General features: G+C 40.1%; 20 protein-coding genes and 1 tRNA gene. 11 read left to right on the top strand and 10 right to left on the bottom strand.

All coding sequences use genetic code 11. The features are described from left to right. The first annotated feature begins 186 nt into the window (after positions 1-186). Positions 187-891 (top strand): NAD(P)H-dependent oxidoreductase, encoded by a 705-nt coding sequence (locus tag AC6UD1_RS02875; RefSeq protein ID WP_500707257.1) that lies wholly within the window; start codon positions 187-189, stop codon positions 889-891. Between the two features lies 1 nt (position 892). Continuing rightward, positions 893-1,072, top strand: coding sequence for a hypothetical protein (locus AC6UD1_RS02870; RefSeq protein ID WP_500707256.1), 180 nt, complete (start codon positions 893-895; stop codon positions 1,070-1,072). Between the two features lie 114 nt (positions 1,073-1,186). Here the strand turns inward: AC6UD1_RS02870 and AC6UD1_RS02865 are convergent, their stop codons facing one another. The 7 genes from AC6UD1_RS02865 to thiD form a co-directional block, all read right to left on the bottom strand. Beyond that, entirely contained in the window at positions 1,187-1,891 is a 705-nt protein-coding gene (locus AC6UD1_RS02865; RefSeq protein WP_500693445.1) for an MIP/aquaporin family protein, read from the bottom strand. Between the two features lie 2 nt (positions 1,892-1,893). Next, positions 1,894-2,679, bottom strand: a complete 786-nt coding sequence (tpiA, locus tag AC6UD1_RS02860) for a triose-phosphate isomerase (protein WP_500696475.1) — start codon at positions 2,677-2,679, stop codon at positions 1,894-1,896. Continuing rightward, positions 2,672-4,489, bottom strand: coding sequence for an FAD-dependent oxidoreductase (locus tag AC6UD1_RS02855; RefSeq protein ID WP_500707255.1), 1,818 nt, complete (start codon positions 4,487-4,489; stop codon positions 2,672-2,674). The genes tpiA and AC6UD1_RS02855 overlap by 8 nt, the downstream gene beginning before the upstream one ends. After that, positions 4,482-5,993, bottom strand: coding sequence for a glycerol kinase GlpK (gene glpK / locus AC6UD1_RS02850; protein WP_500693448.1), 1,512 nt, complete (start codon positions 5,991-5,993; stop codon positions 4,482-4,484). Before glpK ends, AC6UD1_RS02855 begins: the two co-directional genes overlap by 8 nt. A 340-nt stretch (positions 5,994-6,333) precedes the next feature. Beyond that, positions 6,334-7,212: a class II fructose-1,6-bisphosphate aldolase gene (fba, locus tag AC6UD1_RS02845; protein ID WP_500696478.1), complete on the bottom strand. Its 879-nt coding sequence runs from the start codon at positions 7,210-7,212 to the stop codon at positions 6,334-6,336. Positions 7,213-7,225: 13 nt separating this feature from the next. Beyond that, positions 7,226-7,831 (bottom strand): 5' nucleotidase, NT5C type, encoded by a 606-nt coding sequence (locus AC6UD1_RS02840; RefSeq protein ID WP_500695304.1) that lies wholly within the window; start codon positions 7,829-7,831, stop codon positions 7,226-7,228. Positions 7,832-8,016: 185 nt separating this feature from the next. Next, entirely contained in the window at positions 8,017-8,817 is an 801-nt protein-coding gene (gene thiD / locus AC6UD1_RS02835) for a bifunctional hydroxymethylpyrimidine kinase/phosphomethylpyrimidine kinase (protein ID WP_500707254.1), read from the bottom strand. Positions 8,818-8,926: 109 nt separating this feature from the next. On the opposite strand from thiD, the gene AC6UD1_RS02830 reads away from it, so the two are divergent. From AC6UD1_RS02830 to AC6UD1_RS02820, 3 genes are all read left to right on the top strand, one after another. Beyond that, positions 8,927-9,049 carry a hypothetical protein gene (locus tag AC6UD1_RS02830; RefSeq protein ID WP_010022570.1) on the top strand — a complete coding sequence of 41 codons (123 nt, stop codon included), beginning with the start codon at positions 8,927-8,929 and terminating at the stop codon, positions 9,047-9,049. A gap of 212 nt (positions 9,050-9,261) precedes the next feature. Then, on the top strand, positions 9,262-10,362 hold the full coding sequence (locus tag AC6UD1_RS02825) for an NAD(P)-dependent alcohol dehydrogenase (protein ID WP_500707253.1): 1,101 nt from the start codon (positions 9,262-9,264) through the stop codon (positions 10,360-10,362). Positions 10,363-10,487: 125 nt separating this feature from the next. Next, positions 10,488-10,561 (top strand) — tRNA-Asn (locus AC6UD1_RS02820). Between the two features lie 90 nt (positions 10,562-10,651). Here AC6UD1_RS02820 and AC6UD1_RS02815 read toward each other — a convergent pair. Continuing rightward, positions 10,652-11,092, bottom strand: a complete 441-nt coding sequence (locus AC6UD1_RS02815; RefSeq protein ID WP_500693453.1) for a hypothetical protein — start codon at positions 11,090-11,092, stop codon at positions 10,652-10,654. Between the two features lie 107 nt (positions 11,093-11,199). Here AC6UD1_RS02815 and AC6UD1_RS02810 point away from each other — a divergent pair, with 107 nt between their 5' ends. The 5 genes from AC6UD1_RS02810 (at position 11,200) to AC6UD1_RS02790 (ending at position 15,493) form a co-directional block, all read left to right on the top strand. Next, entirely contained in the window at positions 11,200-11,874 is a 675-nt protein-coding gene (locus tag AC6UD1_RS02810; protein WP_500707252.1) for a ribonuclease H family protein, read from the top strand. A 42-nt stretch (positions 11,875-11,916) separates the two neighbouring features. Further along, entirely contained in the window at positions 11,917-12,474 is a 558-nt protein-coding gene (locus tag AC6UD1_RS02805; RefSeq protein WP_500696482.1) for a sugar O-acetyltransferase, read from the top strand. Between the two features lie 94 nt (positions 12,475-12,568). Further along, the gene (locus AC6UD1_RS02800; protein ID WP_500693456.1) at positions 12,569-14,284 is read left to right on the top strand and encodes a BCCT family transporter; all 1,716 of its coding nucleotides are present in this window, start codon (positions 12,569-12,571) and stop codon (positions 14,282-14,284) included. Positions 14,285-14,378: 94 nt separating this feature from the next. Then, positions 14,379-14,825, top strand: a complete 447-nt coding sequence (locus AC6UD1_RS02795) for a universal stress protein (RefSeq protein WP_500693457.1) — start codon at positions 14,379-14,381, stop codon at positions 14,823-14,825. A 38-nt stretch (positions 14,826-14,863) separates the two neighbouring features. After that, on the top strand, positions 14,864-15,493 hold the full coding sequence (locus AC6UD1_RS02790) for a DNA-3-methyladenine glycosylase (RefSeq protein ID WP_500693458.1): 630 nt from the start codon (positions 14,864-14,866) through the stop codon (positions 15,491-15,493). A gap of 45 nt (positions 15,494-15,538) precedes the next feature. Here AC6UD1_RS02790 and AC6UD1_RS02785 read toward each other — a convergent pair whose 3' ends face one another. Beyond that, a complete protein-coding gene (locus tag AC6UD1_RS02785; protein WP_500693459.1) occupies positions 15,539-16,141 on the bottom strand; it encodes a matrixin family metalloprotease in 603 nt (200 codons plus the stop codon). A gap of 127 nt (positions 16,142-16,268) precedes the next feature. Continuing rightward, complete coding sequence (map, locus tag AC6UD1_RS02780) at positions 16,269-17,069, bottom strand: type I methionyl aminopeptidase (protein WP_500695297.1); 801 nt, start codon at positions 17,067-17,069, stop codon at positions 16,269-16,271. 351 nt (positions 17,070-17,420) lie between these two features. Here map and AC6UD1_RS02775 point away from each other — a divergent pair, with 351 nt between their 5' ends. After that, a complete protein-coding gene (locus AC6UD1_RS02775; RefSeq protein WP_500707250.1) occupies positions 17,421-18,239 on the top strand; it encodes a hypothetical protein in 819 nt (272 codons plus the stop codon). Positions 18,240-18,241 lie beyond the last annotated feature (2 nt).

Genomic DNA, 18,241 nt, shown 5'->3' with positions numbered 1-18,241 from the left:
GCGCATAGCGCAATAAATTTTTCAGTGTTGCTTAGTTTGAATCTTAAAAGGAAGTCATTTCATAATAATACAAAACAAGAAACCTTAGAAACTCGAAACCATTCACACATCTATTTAAATATAACATAAATTCTACTGATGTCAATATGATAGACTTATATTAATCAATTAAAAGAAGATGAAGGCATGAAAACATTAATAATCGTTTCACACCCCAAGTTTCAGGACTCAATTACCCAGGAATTTCTAAGAACCAGTCAAGCTGATTTAGCCGATGTTACGTGGCACTGTTTAGATGAAATATATGGAAGTGATCCAATTGACGTGCAAGCTGAGCGTGACCTCTTAAATAAGGCTGATCGGATCATTTTTCAGTTTCCACTTTATTGGTATAGTGCCCCCTCATCGCTTAAAGTTTGGGAGGATGAGGTCTTAAGTCGGGCCTACACGTACGCTAATGAAGATGGCCGTTTAAAGGGCAAGAAACTCGGAATCGTGACGAGTGTGGGCTACCCTAAATCATCGTTTGCGGTGGGTGCTAGTCAATCCTTTAGTATTTCTCAAATTATGACACCATACGAAGCCCTTGCTAGACAAGCAGGTATGAAGTTTATGACACCACTTGTGATTTCGCAATTTGGGTACATGTCGGATGATGAGAAAAAAAAGTTGCTTGTTGACTACCAGATGTATTTGACAGCTAAGTATCCCTTTAACTTTAACGAACGTGAGACGTGGATGGCTTTTCAACTAAAGAAATTGGCAAAGGGGAGTATGAAGTCGCATCAAAAAGATTTGGATTTAATTATTAAAGAAGTGGAAACCAGCCAAGATAATTTAAATGACTTAAAGGAACAAATTAACCTAATTCGGAATCAGGAGGAAGACTAATATGGATGATAACGAAGAATGGACGACTAATAAGATTAATGAATTAATTAAGACCCAGACATCATTTATTAATCGTTCACTGTTATATGGATGTAAACAGTTAGTTAGAGAACAGGCCAAAAGAAATGAGCAGGCTGAAAATGAGATTGATGGAAGAAGTTGGAGTCCCGAAAAATGGTAAGGACTCTTTACTTTGATGGTATTGACAACAAAAGGGACTCGTCGCTAAAGACGAGCCCCTGTGGGTAGTGTTTGATTTAAAAGCTCCGGATTGGGAGCTTTTTTATTTATAATACTAAATTCGTTCGCTTCGGTCTGAAATAATATATTGATTTATTAAGGCTGCCAGAATCGAACCGACAAGTGGCGCTGTTAGATAAAGCCACAGTGATTTTAATGCTAATCCACCAGCAAAAATAGCGGGGAACAATGATCGGACGGGATTCATTGAAGCGCCGGTTAACTTCCCACCAACAATTACCAGAACAAAGATGGTAAAGCCGACGGCAATTGGTGACTGAATGGCATACATATTTGTTTTAGAATGGTTTAAGACTAGGATCACAATTAACAAAGTGGTGGTCAGTAGAACTTCGGTGAAGAAAGCAATTGGAGCGGAGATGTGGGGGAAGACCGTTCCACCTAAATAATTAGTGCTAACTTCCTTGTTCCAACTTTCACCAGTCTTGTTAAGCAGTGAGACGTAGGTTAAAACGACACAAATTTCACCTAAGAGACCGCCGACTAGTTGACTAATTACATAAATAATCGCCTCTTTTCCGGGCATTCTTTTAGTTAAATACATGGTAAGGGTTACGGCTGGATTTAGATGAGCTCCTGAAAGTGGTCCAGTGGCATAAACCAGAATGGATAAGGTGAGACCCCACCCAACCGACGGACCTAACTGGTCAGCGTACGGTCCGCTGAAAATGATGAGGCCTGTTCCTAAATAGATTAATAAGGCAGTCCCAACCAGTTCACCAAAGATTTTTAATTTCATTATTAGGTTCCTCTTTGAACTTCGGCCACGTCATTGATGATTTTAAGAAAGGTATCTGAAGATAATGAGGCTCTTCCAATCAGCAGTCCGTCGATATTTGGTAATGAAAAAATGGCTTTGGCATTTTCTGGGGTGACTGCTCCACCGTATTGAATCCTGATCTTTTCGGCAGTGTCATTTCCGAAAATAATCTTAAGGGAGGTGCGAATCACCCGTGCTGCATGTTCAATCTCCGCTAATGAGGCTGTTTTAGCAGCACCGATGGACCACGATGGTTCGTATGCAATGACTAAATGTTCAGCATCCTTTTTGTTGATGCCAGCAAATGAAACGGCAATTTCGGTTAAGGGTGACATCTCCAGATCATCAGGATTATAGGTTGAGGTATCTTCTGAGATTGCCACTACCGGAGTGAGGTGATTGCGAAAGCTGCCCATGATTTTTAATCCAATTGTACCGTTCGTTTCTTTAAACATCTTGCGGCGTTCATAGTGACCAATGATAGAACCATTGATTCCAAGGTCTGATAATGCAACCGGGGACGTTTCTCCGGTGTACGGACCTTCGTCGGCCCAGTGCAAATTTTCGGCAAAAACTTCGATGGGCTCTTTTTGGGATTGAATGAACTGAACCATTTTATAAAGGTAGACGTTTTGAGCTGCAATGCCAACTTGAACGAGGTTTTTATCAGGCAACTTACCTTCTAATGATTTTAAGAAGTCCTCAATATCTTTGCTGGTTTTGTTCATTTTCCAATTTGCTAAAATAAGTGGAATTCGATTACTCATTGAGACTAGCCTCCTTTAGTTTCTTTAATTGAGACTGATGGCGGATCTTAAAGTATTCCCTGGTCATGTTTTCTTTAGTTGCTCGATCCCAGCCTAATTGGCGGCTCATTTCATCGATTACCGGCCTCTCGATTTGATCGGTTTTCTCGGAATCAAATAGGAGGTAATTCGTTCTTCTAAGTAAGAAGTCGATTGGACGACTGATCATTTCGTGATCGATTGAGTAGTGGAGGACACTTGTTTCTGCCAAGGTTAAACCTGGCGCAGTGACTCCACTGGCAACGTAGTTAGCGATTAAGGGAGTGTTTGATCCAAACAGGTTGGCAATCGCCGTGGCTTCCTTAGTGCTTAAGCCGCGGTTGACTAAAGTGGCGGCGTAACTTTTAATGTTGCCATTAACGTCGTTTGAATCGAAGTGACCACCAGAGATTTGGTAATTTTTAGAGTCAATTAATGAAACAGGTTGATCAAATTTTTGTTCCAGTTCTTTTTTGACAAGTTTCATCGTGTCTTCGCCCATCAGCCGGTAATCGGTTAATTTACCGCCAGAGACGTTGATGACACCGTCGACCAGTTTGATTTCAAATCCACGTGAAACACTTGAAGCACTTTGGTCGTTTGAAACTACCGAATGAACGTAATTGTTAACGTCGTTGTGGTCAATCTGCCGGTTAAAGTATTGATTGATTTTAGTGTCCAGGTGGTGCAGATCGTCGTCGTTTAAGTTTTTGTGCGTGGTATTCCCGTTATAATCACCGGATTCAATCAAAGGACGAATGCCAGCCCAGCTTGCTTCTATATCGTTAGTCGTTAAGTTAGCGTTTGGAAAGTGTTGGTTAACGGCCTTTAAGAGATAGTTAACATCTTTTTGATTAACGGTTGGGTTGCTGTAATCGCCATCGTAATCCGTGTCCGTCGTTCCAAAGTAAGTTTTTCCAAATCTTGGAATGATAAAAATCATCCGACCATCGTCTAACCCAGAGTCTAGGTAAACGGGGAGGGGCACCTTAAGTTTGCTTTGATCAACTACTAAGTGAACTCCCTTGGTAGGTCTGATTTTTTGCTTATGATCGTAATCAAACATTTTAACAATGCCATCGTACCAAGGGCCTGCCGCATTGATGACGATTTTGGATTTAATTGGAAATTCGGTGTTATCTTCTCTATCAATCACGTTTACAATCTTTTGATTGTGATCGTTTTCGATGTTGACTGCTTTAACGTGACTAACGGCAACGGCACCATCACTGACTGCTTGTTTAATGTTTTCGATTGTGAGGCGCGCATCGTTATTTTTGTAATCAAGATAGACTCCCATCCCAACTAAATGATTGTGGTTTAGGTTGGGTAATTTTTTCTCTGCATCCGCTTTTGACAATGTTTGGTGTGCAAAGGGACTGTCTTTTGAAACGTTGGCTAAACGATCGTAAATGGCCATGGCGACTTCTGCGCTTAACGGGGTGAAGGTGTCATCCTTATTATCGTAAAGTGGCAGTAGCATTTTAGAAGGACGAGGGATGTGTGGAGCGATATGTTGCACAATGGCTCGTTCCTTGACGGTGTCGTTTACGACGTCAATATCAAAAGTCTTGAGGTAGCGGATTCCCCCATGAACGAGTTTGGTCGAACGACTACTGGTTCCTTCAGCAAAATCCTGCATATCAATTAAAGCGGTTTTGAGACCCGAAGCAGCGGCCTGAACGGCAATGCCTGCTCCAGTAATGCCACCACCAATGATTGTGACGTCAAAGTCATCATTTTTAAGTTGATCAATATCTTGATTTCGGTTTTTATACGAAAAGTTATTCATTTTCATTCTCCTGAGGCTTAAATGATTCAGTTGCCTTAACTGCTTGTTTCCAGCCCGAATATAAGCTTTCTGCTTCATCTTTTTCCATGTTGGGATTGAAAATGGTTGGTTCAGGCTGAAGTTTTTTAAGTTCGTCAATACTCTTCCAGAATCCGATGGCTAGTCCGGCTAAATAGGCGGCGCCACGTCCAGTCATTTCAATGTCTTTTGATCGCACGACTGAGGTCTCTAAAAGATCGGATTGAAACTGCATTAAATAGTTATTTAACGAGGCTCCCCCATCAACGTGAAGGTTGGTGACTGGCATATTAGTATCATTCACCATGGCACCAACAACGTCTCGACTTTGATAGGCAATGGACTGTAACGTTGCCTTAACAAAGTCATTTTTGGTGGTTCCACGTGATAAACCGAAGACCGCACCACGCGCGTCTGGATTCCAGTATGGAGCACCTAATCCAGTGAATGCTGGGACGACATAAACCTCATTGTGATTATTAGACTTGTTGGCTAGATTTTCGGTATCGGGAGCCGTTTTAACTAACTGCATGCGATCCCTTAGCCACTGGATGGCGGAACCAGCAATAAACACGGATCCCTCCAAAGCGTAGGTAATTTGACCACCAATTCCATAACCAATCGTGGTTAATAAGCCGTTGTGTGAGTATTTGGGCTTTTTTCCCGTATTCATCACAATAAAGGAACCGGTACCATAAGTGTTTTTAACGTCACCGGAATTAACCGCTAAATGACCGAATAGAGCGGCTTGTTGATCACCAGCGATTCCAGAGATGGGAACCGAAGCACCAAAAAAGTTTTCCGGCAGACTCTTACCAAAGACTCCCGATGAGTCCTTGACTTCTGGAAGCATGACTTTAGGAATATTGAGAATGTTCAGTAATTCAGGATCCCAGTCGAGATTTTCGATGTTATATAGCATGGTTCGAGAAACGTTCGAATAATCGGTCGCATGAACTTCACCGCCCGTTAGTTTCCAAAGTAACCAACTGTCGATCGTACCAAACAGAAGTTCACCATTTTCGGCTCGTTCCTGGGCACCAGAGACTTGATCCAAGATGTATCTGATTTTAGTGGCAGAAAAATACGCATCGATAATTAAGCCGGTTTTCTTTTGCACCATGCTTTTATACCCGGCATCAATCATTGTTTTGGCTATTGGGGCAGTTTGACGTGATTGCCACACAATGGCCTTAGAAATGGGCAATCCACTTTCTTTGTCCCAAATTACGGTGGTTTCTCGTTGATTAGTAATTCCGATACTAGCGATCTCATTCGGATTAATCCGGCCCTTGATAATGGCGGTTGCCATCACGGCTTGGGCGGTTAACCAAATTTCGTTAGCATCCTGTTCCACCCAACCGGGTTCCGGGAAATACATGGTTAATTCTTTTTGATCGCTAGATACCACGTTTGCGTTTTTATCGTAAATGATAGCGCGAACACTGGTGGTTCCTTCGTCAATTACTAAAATATATTTTTTCATTTTGTCTATCACTTCTTACTTTCACAAATAAACCATATTTCACATAATTATTAAATGTGCCATTTTCCTAGGATTCGCTTGATGGCAGCATTCATAAACTAAAGAAAACGTTTTCTTTAACGGTTAGTATACTACCAATATCAAATTTCACAATAAAAACATCCTGGATAATATCCGGCTTTGAGTAAGAAAATGAGTAATCACGTGGGTTAACGTTCGTTAAACTTTATTCATTTTATTATATGTAGTTGATGAATGAACTGATGGAATAAAAAAAGGATTCACATTTTTAGATAAATGTGAATCCAGATGGATTAATTATTTTGATAACGGGTATGAATTAGGCTTTGTTTTCTGATCCAAAGACTCTAATCCGGTCTAGGCACATGTTTTTAAGCGCGTTGGTTCCAGCCTTTAAGAAGATTCGGGGGTCATAATTTTTTCCTTCGAGGTCTTTATCAGAGTGGACGTAGTCACGCATTGCTTGGTGGAAAGCTAATTGTCCCTCAGTATTGACGTTGATCTTAGAGATTCCTAATTGAATGGCCTTTTTGATTTGGTCATCAGGAATTCCAGAGCCGCCATGGAGAACCAATGGGATTTGCTTTCCCGTATTATCATAAAGGGCTTGGTCGATCTTTTTTAGATGAGCAAAGTTGAGACCCTTCCAGTCCTTTGGATACTTACCGTGGATATTACCGATGCCAACTGCCAGCATGTCTACGCCAGTCTCGGCCATTTTGACGGCTGAATCAACTGGTGCAATTTCACCATCAGCAATTACTCCGTCCTCTTCACCACCAATGGTTCCGACTTCAGCTTCGACACTAACGTCTTCTGCGTGTGCTAACTTAATTAGGGTCTTGGTTTTTTCAAGGTTTTCGTCTAACGGGAGGGCAGACCCGTCAAACATGATTGAAGTGAACTTGATTCCAAGGGTTTTAATGGAGTCGTAGTAGTTTCCGTGATCGAGATGGATTGAGACCGGTACGGTGATGTTTAGTGCATTGTGCATATCCACGATCAAATCATAGGCTAATCTAAAACTGCCCATGTAGTTGGCCGCACCAGAAGTAACCTGCATAATGACCGGTGACTTGGCTTCTTCACATGCTTCTAAGATGGCTTTCGCCCATTCGAGGTTGTTGACGTTGAATGCCGGAACGGCATAGTGTTCTTTTCGAGCTTTATCTAACATTTCAGTACTGTTTGTAATCATTTTATTTTCTCCCTTATTCCCAATTTTCTTTTTGAAACGTACTTACATTTCCGTGGACGACGTATTTTGGATTTTGATCATTAGCCTGATTGACGGCATCAATCAACTGGTTAGTTTGATTGCCATATTGGGCAATTTTAATCAAGAATGGAACTAGATCATCTTTCCAAGTCAATCGTTTATCAAATCCGTATTGGATCCACACACTGTTGGTTTTGGTGTCGTTCCAAGCACTGGCACCATGATACGGACGATCATCGATCAGAATTCCACCAACGTAGTGAACGAGACTCTTATCGTGAGTCATTGTGATTTTTTTGTAAAAGGGGCTTCCTTTTTCTTGACCAAAGTAGCGTTGAATCCACGCTACCTTATCCTGCCAAGCACTTGGATTGCTCCACGGAGCAGTAGTGAGGATGTACAAATCATAATATTTTTTTAATTGATTAACACTTTCAATCGCATTTTCGGTCGGATCAAGATCCTTAAAGATGCCGGGGATCCGATCAGGACGAGCTCCGGTTGGTAATGATTTCGCCCGTTGGTTTAGAACAGGGATGGTATTAACTAACACGTTATCCATGTCTAAAAATAATTTTATTGGTTTGTTTGCTTTCATGAAACATAAGATTCCTTTCCTTTTTGATCAATAAATTAATAATCAAAATTATTTAAGCTTGGATAATTAGAACATACCACATTATGATTAATTTGCCTCAAATGAAAATTGAGCTCAATCCAAAAAAAGACCCAAACTCATCCCTTAAGTAATGAATTTGCGTCTTACAAATATTAATTCCTAAATTATCTTGCCCAATGATTGATTGGACCATATTTATGACCAACTTGGATCTCGTCTTCGATTGCGCCATCAACGTATTGTTTGGCAATCTTAATGGAATCGGAAACGGTGTGTCCCTTTGCCAGTTCAGCGGTAATGCCAGCTGAAAGAGTATCACCAGTTCCATTTTTACGGTCGGTGGTAAAATAAGGGCCGTCGATATTAAAATGTTTGCCGTCTTCAAGTAAAACGTAGTCAGAAACCTTGGTCTGACTAGGGTCATCATGACGTCCCTTGACAATTACGTTACTAGCACCCATGTCCTGCATGGCTTGAGCTGACTTTGCCATAAAGTTGGGATCGTCAACGTCTAAACCAGTCAACTTTTGCGCTTCAAAAAAGTTCGGCGTGAGGACGGTTGCCATGGGAACCAGTTGGTTTTTCATGGCGTCAAAAGCATCCGCTTCTAAAAGCATGGTACCAAATTTGGTGGTGATTACTGGATCAACCACGAGGGGGCCAAAGTCATAGAGCTGATAATCTTTTACGACTGTATTAATGATGTTAGCGTCTGATAACATGCCAGTTTTAGCAGCCAAGATGTGAAAATCATCACCGAGGTCTTTAAATTCCTGGTCAATAAAACTAGTCGGCATGTTAACACTATCGTGAATCCCATATGAATTACCCGATACACATGCTGTGATAATCGATGCCCCATAGACCCGACGGGCAAAGAAAGTGTTTAAATCAGCTTGGACGCCAGCACTACCGTCGCTATCGCTTCCAGCAATCGTTACTGCTTGTGGATAATCTTTAGCCATTTTTGTGTCTCCATTCTAGTTTGATTTGATTTTTACCTGTTCCATGTATTATAATACTAGGAGCTGATGTATTTAAGGAATTAGACTTAATTGGAAGGAGTTTTTCATCATGAGAATTTGTCATCCAAATGGTGTCCAAGGTCGTCGTCCGATCGACACTAAAAAACGTAAAGCAAAACAAAAAGAAGTAGCAGACTTACAAAAGTTTTTGAAACAAAAACCTGCTAAATAATTGAACTAATTAACTTTTACTAGACGTCTGATTATTGATTTATTTTGATAATTAGTGGTCTATTTTTTTGTGCTTTTTTATTGATAACCATTGAGCAAGGTGTGATAATGATGGTGAAAATTATGGGAATGGGATGATAAAAATGGGAGTTGTAGGTTTCTAACCTAAAATGATTTTTGTAAATGAGTTCTTAATAAAGGAGACTGAAAATCATGACTGATGTAAAAATTCCCGACTATGACAAAAATAATATGCCTAAGACCACTAAAAGTGCGGTCTTAGAAAAAATGTTTGATATTGATATGAAGGACACTAAGTTAAAGAAAATGGGTCCAACTGATGTTTTGATTAAAGTTGTGGCGGTTGGAATCTGTGGTTCAGATGTTCACTACTATGACCAAGGACACATTGGTGATTTTGTGGTTAAAAAACCCTTAATCTTAGGACATGAAAGTTCTGGTGTGATTGTAGCAGTGGGTGATCAAGTAACCGACTTTAAACGTGGTGATCGAGTCGCAATGGAACCGGGTGTTCCCTGTGGTCATTGTGAGGCTTGTCGAACGGGCCATTATAACCTCTGTCCTAACATGCAATTCATGGCAACCCCGCCAGTTGATGGTGATTTAACTCAATTCATCGTTTATCCACAAGACTTTGTTTATCACATTCCTGAAAACGTTTCTTATGAAGAGGCGACTCTAAATGAGCCATTGTCAGTTGGCGTCCATGCTACACAAAAATTAGGAGTTGACGTTGGTTCAACAATTCTCATTTCTGGCATGGGTCCCGTTGGATTGCTTGCGATCTTAGCCGCAAAGGCCCATGGTGCTGACACCATCATTGTCAGTGATACCGAGCAACTCCGACTTGATACCGCCAAGAAGCTGGGAGCTACTCATGCAATTAACATTAAAAATGCGGATGTTTTAGACGAAGTTAAGACCATCACAAATGGCAAGGGCGTTGATTACGCCATTGACGCTTCAGGATCAGTTCCAGGTGAACAAACTTCACTTCACGCGCTAAAGCGGGGTGGTAAAGTCGCCTACATTGGTGTCCCAACAACCGACCAAACGCCACTGGATGTTCCGTTCATGACTGATCATGAAACCACCATTATGGGGATCTTTAGATACTGTAACAACTACAAGACTGGATTAAAGATTTTAGCTAAAACCACTGATAAGGTTGATAATCTATTAACTAACTTTTATCCACTAGATGAAACGAAAGCGGCTCTTGAAAAATCAAGAACGGATAAATCGAACTCTTTAAAGGTTATCATTTACCCAAACGAACAGCTGCGAAAATAGATTAGAGTTGAGTTCTGCGTTTCTTTAGCGCAGAACTTTTTTTATTTAAAATAATTTGATAAAACAGTAGACAGTTAATTAATAACTGTGTATACTTGTGAACAACAAATTAAGTAATTCATTATTGCTGTGTAGTTCAGTTGGTAGAAACGCTTCACTGTTAATGAAGATGTCGCTGGTTCGAGCCCAGCCACAGCAGCTACAAAAAAGCACCCCTCATTTGATTGAGCGGTGCTTTTTTGTGAAATTAGTTAATCAAAAACCCAAATTCAACTCGGGACTTTTGATATTAATGCTTTTTACCCTTTTTAGCTTTTTTTGGTTTACTTTTTTTAGGTTTTGGCATTTGTCTAAGCTGGTCTTTCATGCCTTCAATTTCTTTTGCATGCTCTTGTTTCCATTCTTTGAATGAAGATCCTGAATCAGAATCGGCCGGTTTAAGACCGGTATCTAACCAGAATAATGCTTCTGATAGACTAGGGAAATTGTGCAACCAAAGCGTCTGACCATTCTCTGAATCGAAAGCAACGTATGAGCGGGAGCGCCGCTTTAAGAAAGTATGCTTTCTAATCTTAAACGCTTCCCTTTTTCTAGTTAAGAAGTAATCTGGTAGAATGTACTTACCGGGAGTCATTAACTTGGGAAAACGTTCATTTTTTTGAGCATGACGGTCCTTGAGCATTGCTAACGCTTGATCAACTGTAATTAATTTTGCAGCTATGTCAGCCATTGTATGAATCCCCTCCTGTATGTTATTTTCGCATAAATATTACAAAATGCAAAACGATATGATTAAATGTAATAATTAATTAAGATTTTAATTCAAATGGAGCTAAAATGGCAAAGAATAAGAAGTATTACGCGGTAAAGCAGGGGAGACACCCTGGAATTTATCCAACGTGGGAACTCACTAAAAAGCAAGTTGATGGATTTTCGGGAGCTGAGTATAAAAGTTTTGTAACTAAAAGAGAAGCTGGTGCGTACTTATATGGGGTTCAATTTGAAAACCATCCGGTGGAAAGTAAAGTAGGTAAACGCCCAACCATCATTGTATTTACCGATGGTGGTTCCAGAAATCACGGTAATGTTGCTGGTGGTCACGTCAAATCAAACGATAAGGCGGCGTGGGCATACCTAATTGACGCTCCGACCGGTCAGCACGTTGATTCAGGCGGTGAGTATGGGGTGACTAATAATAGAATGGAGATCATGGCACTCGTGAAAGCTTTGAAATGGTTGTTTGATCATCAGCTTAACGACCAGAGTGTTGGGGTTGTCAGCGATTCAAGATACGTTTTAAACGCCATTACTAAGCACTGGATTGACGGGTGGAAAAAGCGCGGATGGAAACGTAGTGGCGGAGAACTTAAAAATAAGGAACTCTGGCAACAATTGGATGATTTATTGAAACAGTTTCCTAACATCCAATTTGGTTGGACGAAGGGTCACGCCACAAATAAAGGAAACGTCTTCGTGGACGAGAAATTGAATCAGACTATGGACAAAATGTAAATTTTCCTAATAATAAGGTTAAGACCTAAAAGGAGTGATTCAATGACGAGTGAAAGAGAAAAAATGACTAAGGGAGAATCTTATAATCAATTTGATAAAGAACTGATTAGTCGAAGGATCCTTTGTCGAAAGCAGTTGCAGGAGGCTAATAATACCCCTAATAATGAGAGGCGGAACCAACTGATTCAATCATTGTTAAAAAAGAGCGGACCAAGATTCTTTGTTGAGACTGGGATGGAGTTTGATTATGGCTTTAATATTTACATCGGGGACAACTTTTACGCTAACTACGGATTAACGCTGCTTGATACGGCTCCAATCACATTTGGTAAAAATTGTTACATAGGTCCTAATTGTGGACTTTATACAAACGTCCATCCTTTGAATGCTAAGGAACGGGTTGCAGATGTTGAAATGGCGGCCCCAATTACAATTGGTGATAATGCCTGGTTTGGTGGTCATGTCACCATTGTTCCCGGCGTGACACTCGGAAACAATGTGGTGGTTGGTGCTGGAGCTGTTGTCACCAAATCGTTTGGAGACGATGTGGTTTTAGTCGGAAATCCAGCTCAAGTATTAAAAAAGATTGACAATAATTAGTGAATTTTACTTATTATCTTAGTTGTGTATAATGATAGTGAAAGATAAGTAATTATCATTTGTGTGACCTTTACAACGCTATGCAAGTGGCTCTATGAGCACCATACATAGCGTTTTTTGTTGTGAAAAAAGCGTTTGGAGGGATTTCTTTATTTTTAAAAAATTTAATATTGATAAATTCGTCTTTATTCCAACCTTATTAATTTTTGGAATTGGTTCAATCATTCTGATTATTGGTGGTTCCAAGTTGCAAGGAGTACTAGCGGTAGCCTTAAATTGGATCACTAATCAAATGGGATGGGCCTATATGGTGGTTTACATAATTAACTTCTTATTTTTTATGTGGTTAATCTTTTCAAAGTATGGTGCTATCCGCTTGGGAGAGCCCCACTCCAAACCAGAGTATAGTGATTTGCAATGGGGCAGCATGGTCTTTGCGACCGCAATTGATGCCAGCATTTTAATGTTGAGTATGGTGGATCCGCTTCGATACTTGCAGCATCCTCCCTTTGGGGCTAAACCATTTTCACAGAGTGCTTATAATTATGCGCACATGTTTGGTCAGTTTAACTGGGGACCAATGGCATGGATGATGTTTGCCCCGGCTACGATTGCCATTGCTTATATTCTATTTGTTAAACACGGCAAGGTACAACGCCTTAGCTCTGCCATTGATTTTATTCAAGGTGAGGCTAGGTGGAAGTATTACACCAGACAGCTAGTTGATTTTCTGGTTGTCTTTGGAATTATGGGTGGTGTTGGATCATCGGTTGGAATGGAAATTCCCATTATTTCTAATGTTTTAAGTCGTTTATTAGGGATTCCAGATAATTTGGAACTTAAAACTGCGCTCTTTGCGGTGCTATTTGTGATCTTTGCCTGGACCGTTTATAAGGGATTAAATGGTGGAATTGATCGTTTGAGTGATGCCCATATTTGGACAGCCATTATTTTCTTAGCCTTTGTCCTGTTAGTTGGTCCAACTATTTATATCTTAAGTTCAGAGACCAACAGTTTGGGACTCTTGGCTGATAAGTTTGTTTCCATGTCGACTAATACCATTCCCAATGGAACTGCGGATGTTGCCAAACTGGAAACGATTTTCTACTGGGGCTGGTGGCTGTCATACATGCCGGTCATGGGACTCTTTATTGCTCGTATTTCTAAAGGACGAACCATTCGTTCCACTTTGATTGGAATGCTTGGTTACGGTTCAGTAGGATGTTTAAGTTTTTATGCAATTCTTGGTGGCTATTCGTTATGGTTACAAAGGACCGGCCAGATTAACTTGGTTCATATTTTGAATACGCAGGGTCAGGCTGCTGTCATTACTGCTGTATTATCCAGTTTGCCCTTTAAGGTAATTGTTTTTGTCGTTTACTGTATTTCGTGTTTTATCTTTCTGGCGACGACCATCTCGTCCTCAGCTTTCATTGTTTCCTCATTTACAAGTTTAGGGTTAAAGGAGGGACAGGAACCAACCCAGTTTAACCGAATGACATGGGTTGTTGTCTTTGTCTTATTCTCGTTTGGACTAGTAGTTGTCGGAGGATTTAGTACCATCCAGACCTTCTGTGCGATTGCTGGATTTCCATTAATGTTCGTATGTATCATGATATTGATATCGATTTACCACATGGTTAAAAATGATGAAGGAATCGTGCTTAAAAATAAAGCAATGGACAATTTAAGAATTAAACAAAAAAAGGAAAAGATGCGTCGTATTCATGCTAAAAAAATGGTAAAAAGTATTGAAGACGCTCAAAATGGTGCTGGTGAAGCGTCGCTACCTGATCCTAATAAAGAATAATGAGTTAATAATAATCAGTGGGTTGCTACTGATTATTTTTTTATTAAAAATCATAAAATTAATGATATGATGTTATTGAAAGGGGATGAAGACAATGGAAAAATTTAAACCATTGACATTTGAAAGGATTTTATTGACAGTTGATCCCGACGATAGTAAGTCAACGCAACGGGCTTTTCGTTACGCAGTTACTATTGCCATTAAGTTTCATGCGGCACTTGGAATTTGCTCGGTGTTAGAAAATAATGATATTAATATTTATGATTCTTTAACACCAAGTAAAATCGAAGCAAAACGGGATCATTTACGAGAAGTGGTTGGTAATTACACCGATCGAGCAAGTGACGCTGGCGTGGAGGACGTAACCCCCATTATTTCGGTTGGTGGGAACATTGACGATGAAATTTTGGATGCCATTGCTCCCAAGTTTAAGGCAGATCTCTTAATTTGTGGAGCTGATGCGACCGGTGAACACGGTAATCGTAGTATTAGTGTTAAACTGGTTAAGCAGTCTAAAATTTCAACGATTATCATTCGTTAGTCTAAAGTTTTTAATAAGAGGTAGGGTAGGTAAGGGTTTTGTCAGATAAGTTAAGAGATTTTTTTAATGAAGGTACCACCGATGAGATTACTAAAAAGATGCTTGGAACGTTACTGGTTTATCATTCTCCAAAGGGGTTGATGAGCGGATACGTTACCGAAGCGGAAGCCTACCTGGGACAAAGAGATTCAGCAGCGCATGCCTATCAGGGGAAAAGGACCCCATCGAACGAAGCCTTGTATGGTGTTCCTGGCACGATTTATATCTACTCCATTCATGGTCGACTTTGTTTGGACGTTGCTGCTCAGGCTAAGGACGTACCAGAGGGAATTTTGATTCGTGGAATCGAACCTTATCAAGGGATTGACTTGATGAAACAAAATCGTAAGAAAAATGGTTTTGAATTGACTAATGGCCCGGGAAAATTAATGGATGCCTTGGGGATTTATGACAAGGATATGAACTTGATTGAGCTTGGTAACACCGCCCTTGACTTAGACATTGATCATGTGAAAGTCCCAAAAGAAGTGGTCGAATCGGGACGAATTGGGGTTAGTGACCGAGGAACTTGGACGGACAAGCCGTATCGTTTCTACGTTAAAGGGAACCCTTATGTGTCTAAGATACCTAAGCGTGATATGGATTTAAAAACATACGGATGGAAATAAGGAAGGGATGCTACTTTCATAAAGTAGCATCCCTTTAAAATTGTTTTATTTTTCATTGTACAGGTTTTTTAAACCATGAATGTCACTAAGACCAATCTGATTAGGATCAAGTGAATTATAGTAGGTGTCATTTGGGAACATGATACTTTCTTGAGCGTGATTGTGCTTAAGCCCCATTGCATGACCAAATTCGTGTTCGGTTGTTAGTAGTTGCTGCTTGTAAGTGTATTCCATGTTGCTCATTACCCGCGGATTGAGCGTGATTTTGGCACCTGACTGATAAGTGTGATTTTTAACGTTGACGGTTTTAGTGAGATTTAAAGTAACTCCAGCGTACCGATTGCCCTTCCAGAAGCCAGTATTACTATTGGTAGTACCAATGGTTGTCGGAACTTTGGTTTTGGAACGAATCCAGGTAAAAGCGTGCGTTTTATTCCAGTTTCTGGCAGCTTGTTCAATGATAGTTTGGTACGATTGGGGAGTTCCTCTCCGAATATAGTATTTGGCGGTGGGGTGTTCATAACGAAAACCAATGTTAGGGTCAACTTTCTGATCAGCTTCAGTGGTCGAGCTCGTGAGAGAACTAAAGGCAATCATTGAAATTAATAATACCATTAGTGTTCCCACAATTTTGATTGATTTTTTCATTTTTGGTCCACCTTTCATTCCTGATTTAGTCTGAAACAAATCCATCTTAGCATAGCGAAACAGAATGGAGAACAAAAAAGAAATGGGTCCGAAATTCTTAATGATTTCGGATCCATTTTAATTACTTTTATTTTTTGAACATGTATTTAGCGTCAGCAACGTGATCCTGAGAAGTGAGAATTTTAGGACCATCTTCGGTGATTGCTAAGGTGTGTTCGTATTGAGCTGAGTATGAACCATCTTGGCTAACGTAGTAGGTCCAATCGTCTTTTTTATCATAATCATCTTTGATTTTCCAAGTACCGAGGTTAACCATTGGTTCAATGGTAATGGTCATGCCTGGTCTGAGACGCATTCCATGACCGGCAACCCCATAAGCTGGAACAGCTGGATCTTCATGAATGGAAGGCTGGATGCCATGTCCAATTAATTCTCGGACATCACCCATATGGTTTTCGTCTTCAACGTAGTGTTGAATGGCAGCACCAATGTCTCCAATTCGATTACCAACTTGAGCTTGGTCAATGCCAAGGTATAGTCCTTTTTTAGTAACTTCCATGAGTTTCTTGATCTTTGGTGAGACTTCACCAACCGCGTATGACCAGCAGGAGTCACTTTCAAAACCGTCTTTATTGACACACATGTCAACTTTGACAATGTCGCCTTCCTTTAATTTTAAGCCCCGACGCGGGATTCCATGGGCAACTTCATTGTTGATTGAGATGCAAGTCCCGTAGTTATAGCCGTCAAAGCCCTTTTCTGATGGAGTAGCCCCGTGGTCGGTAATGTACTTATCAGCAAATTCTTCAATTTCCCAAGTATCAACGCCCGGCTTAATGATTTTTTTCAAACCATTGTGGACACCAGCAAGAACTGCACCAGACTCGGCCATTTTTTTAATTTCACGATCTGATTTTAAAGTAATCAAGTGAATATCTCCTTTTATTAGTTGGATAAATTATTTTTTCTTCAATAATTAAAATTAAATAAAGCGTAAAAATAATTTTTAATTACCAAATTTAGTTAAAATCTCACACCTCTAATATATCACTACTGGGCCTATTATTTCTAATCATAAATTAACCGACGTCTTTGTGAAAGAACATCACATTTATTTTTATAAAATTTAAAGATTGATGGGGATCGTGTTACAATATCAATTAATTAAGTGATAAATTAATAATTATTCTAAAATATGAAGCAAGATATCTGGTTTAGTTAACAAGTTGTTGTTAAAGAAGATTACTTTTTATTCTTTGAGATAAAAGAGGCGACGAGTTTGGTAGCAAAAGTAAAATATGTAGGGCTTTTTCTATGCAGCATGGTTTTGTTAGTGTGCCTATTTTCCATAATTGTAAAAGCCGATGGGTTAATTGATTATTCCCAAAATAATAATACCAACGTTGGCCTAAACGTGCAGGGAAGATTTAATGTCCCAATCATCAATCCTTTTACACCAAGTGACAATTCCAACATTGGTGCTAATGGAGCGGCTGGTGAGAATAATGATCAAGATGCCGTCGATTATGTCCCCAAAGATTTAACCTTTCAGGCTCTCAGTGACCCACATTTTGCGGATAGTCCGTTAACTTCAAGTGGCTCTAGCACGTCTAAAGATGGAAGTCAGAATAACTTTGTGTTTGTCCAAGTTCATGACTTTGGTGATACCGGACCAATGGAGTTAAAGGCCACGCTTGAAGCCGATGGGAATGGAAACGGGTTTGTTAACGGTGATGGAGATGCCCTTCCCGGAGCGTACATTGAATTAAAGAATACCCAACTGTTTCAATATGACATTAGGGATGCTGTGTACAATAATCTCTCACAACCAGCGTCACCAGACAACATTGGAACTACCACCATTACGACTGATGCAGATGCTCCGGTAATGTTGTCGAATACTAATAATGGCCCCGCTGATCAGTCAATGACTCCGGTTGGTTCGTTTGGCGTGTATGAATTAGCATGGACGTTAGGAGATTTCCGCCTGGAAGTTCCGTTTAATAGTAATAGTTTTACTGGCTATGATAAAGTCCCTAGTCAAGATAATGAATACAACGGCACAATTGATTGGAATTATGCTCCTCAGGTTCACTAAAA

The organism is Fructilactobacillus sp. X8R1C1, assembly GCF_059900945.1.
Note: the sequence above shows the minus strand (reverse complement) of the source record. Positions and strands in the feature narration are given on the sequence as shown.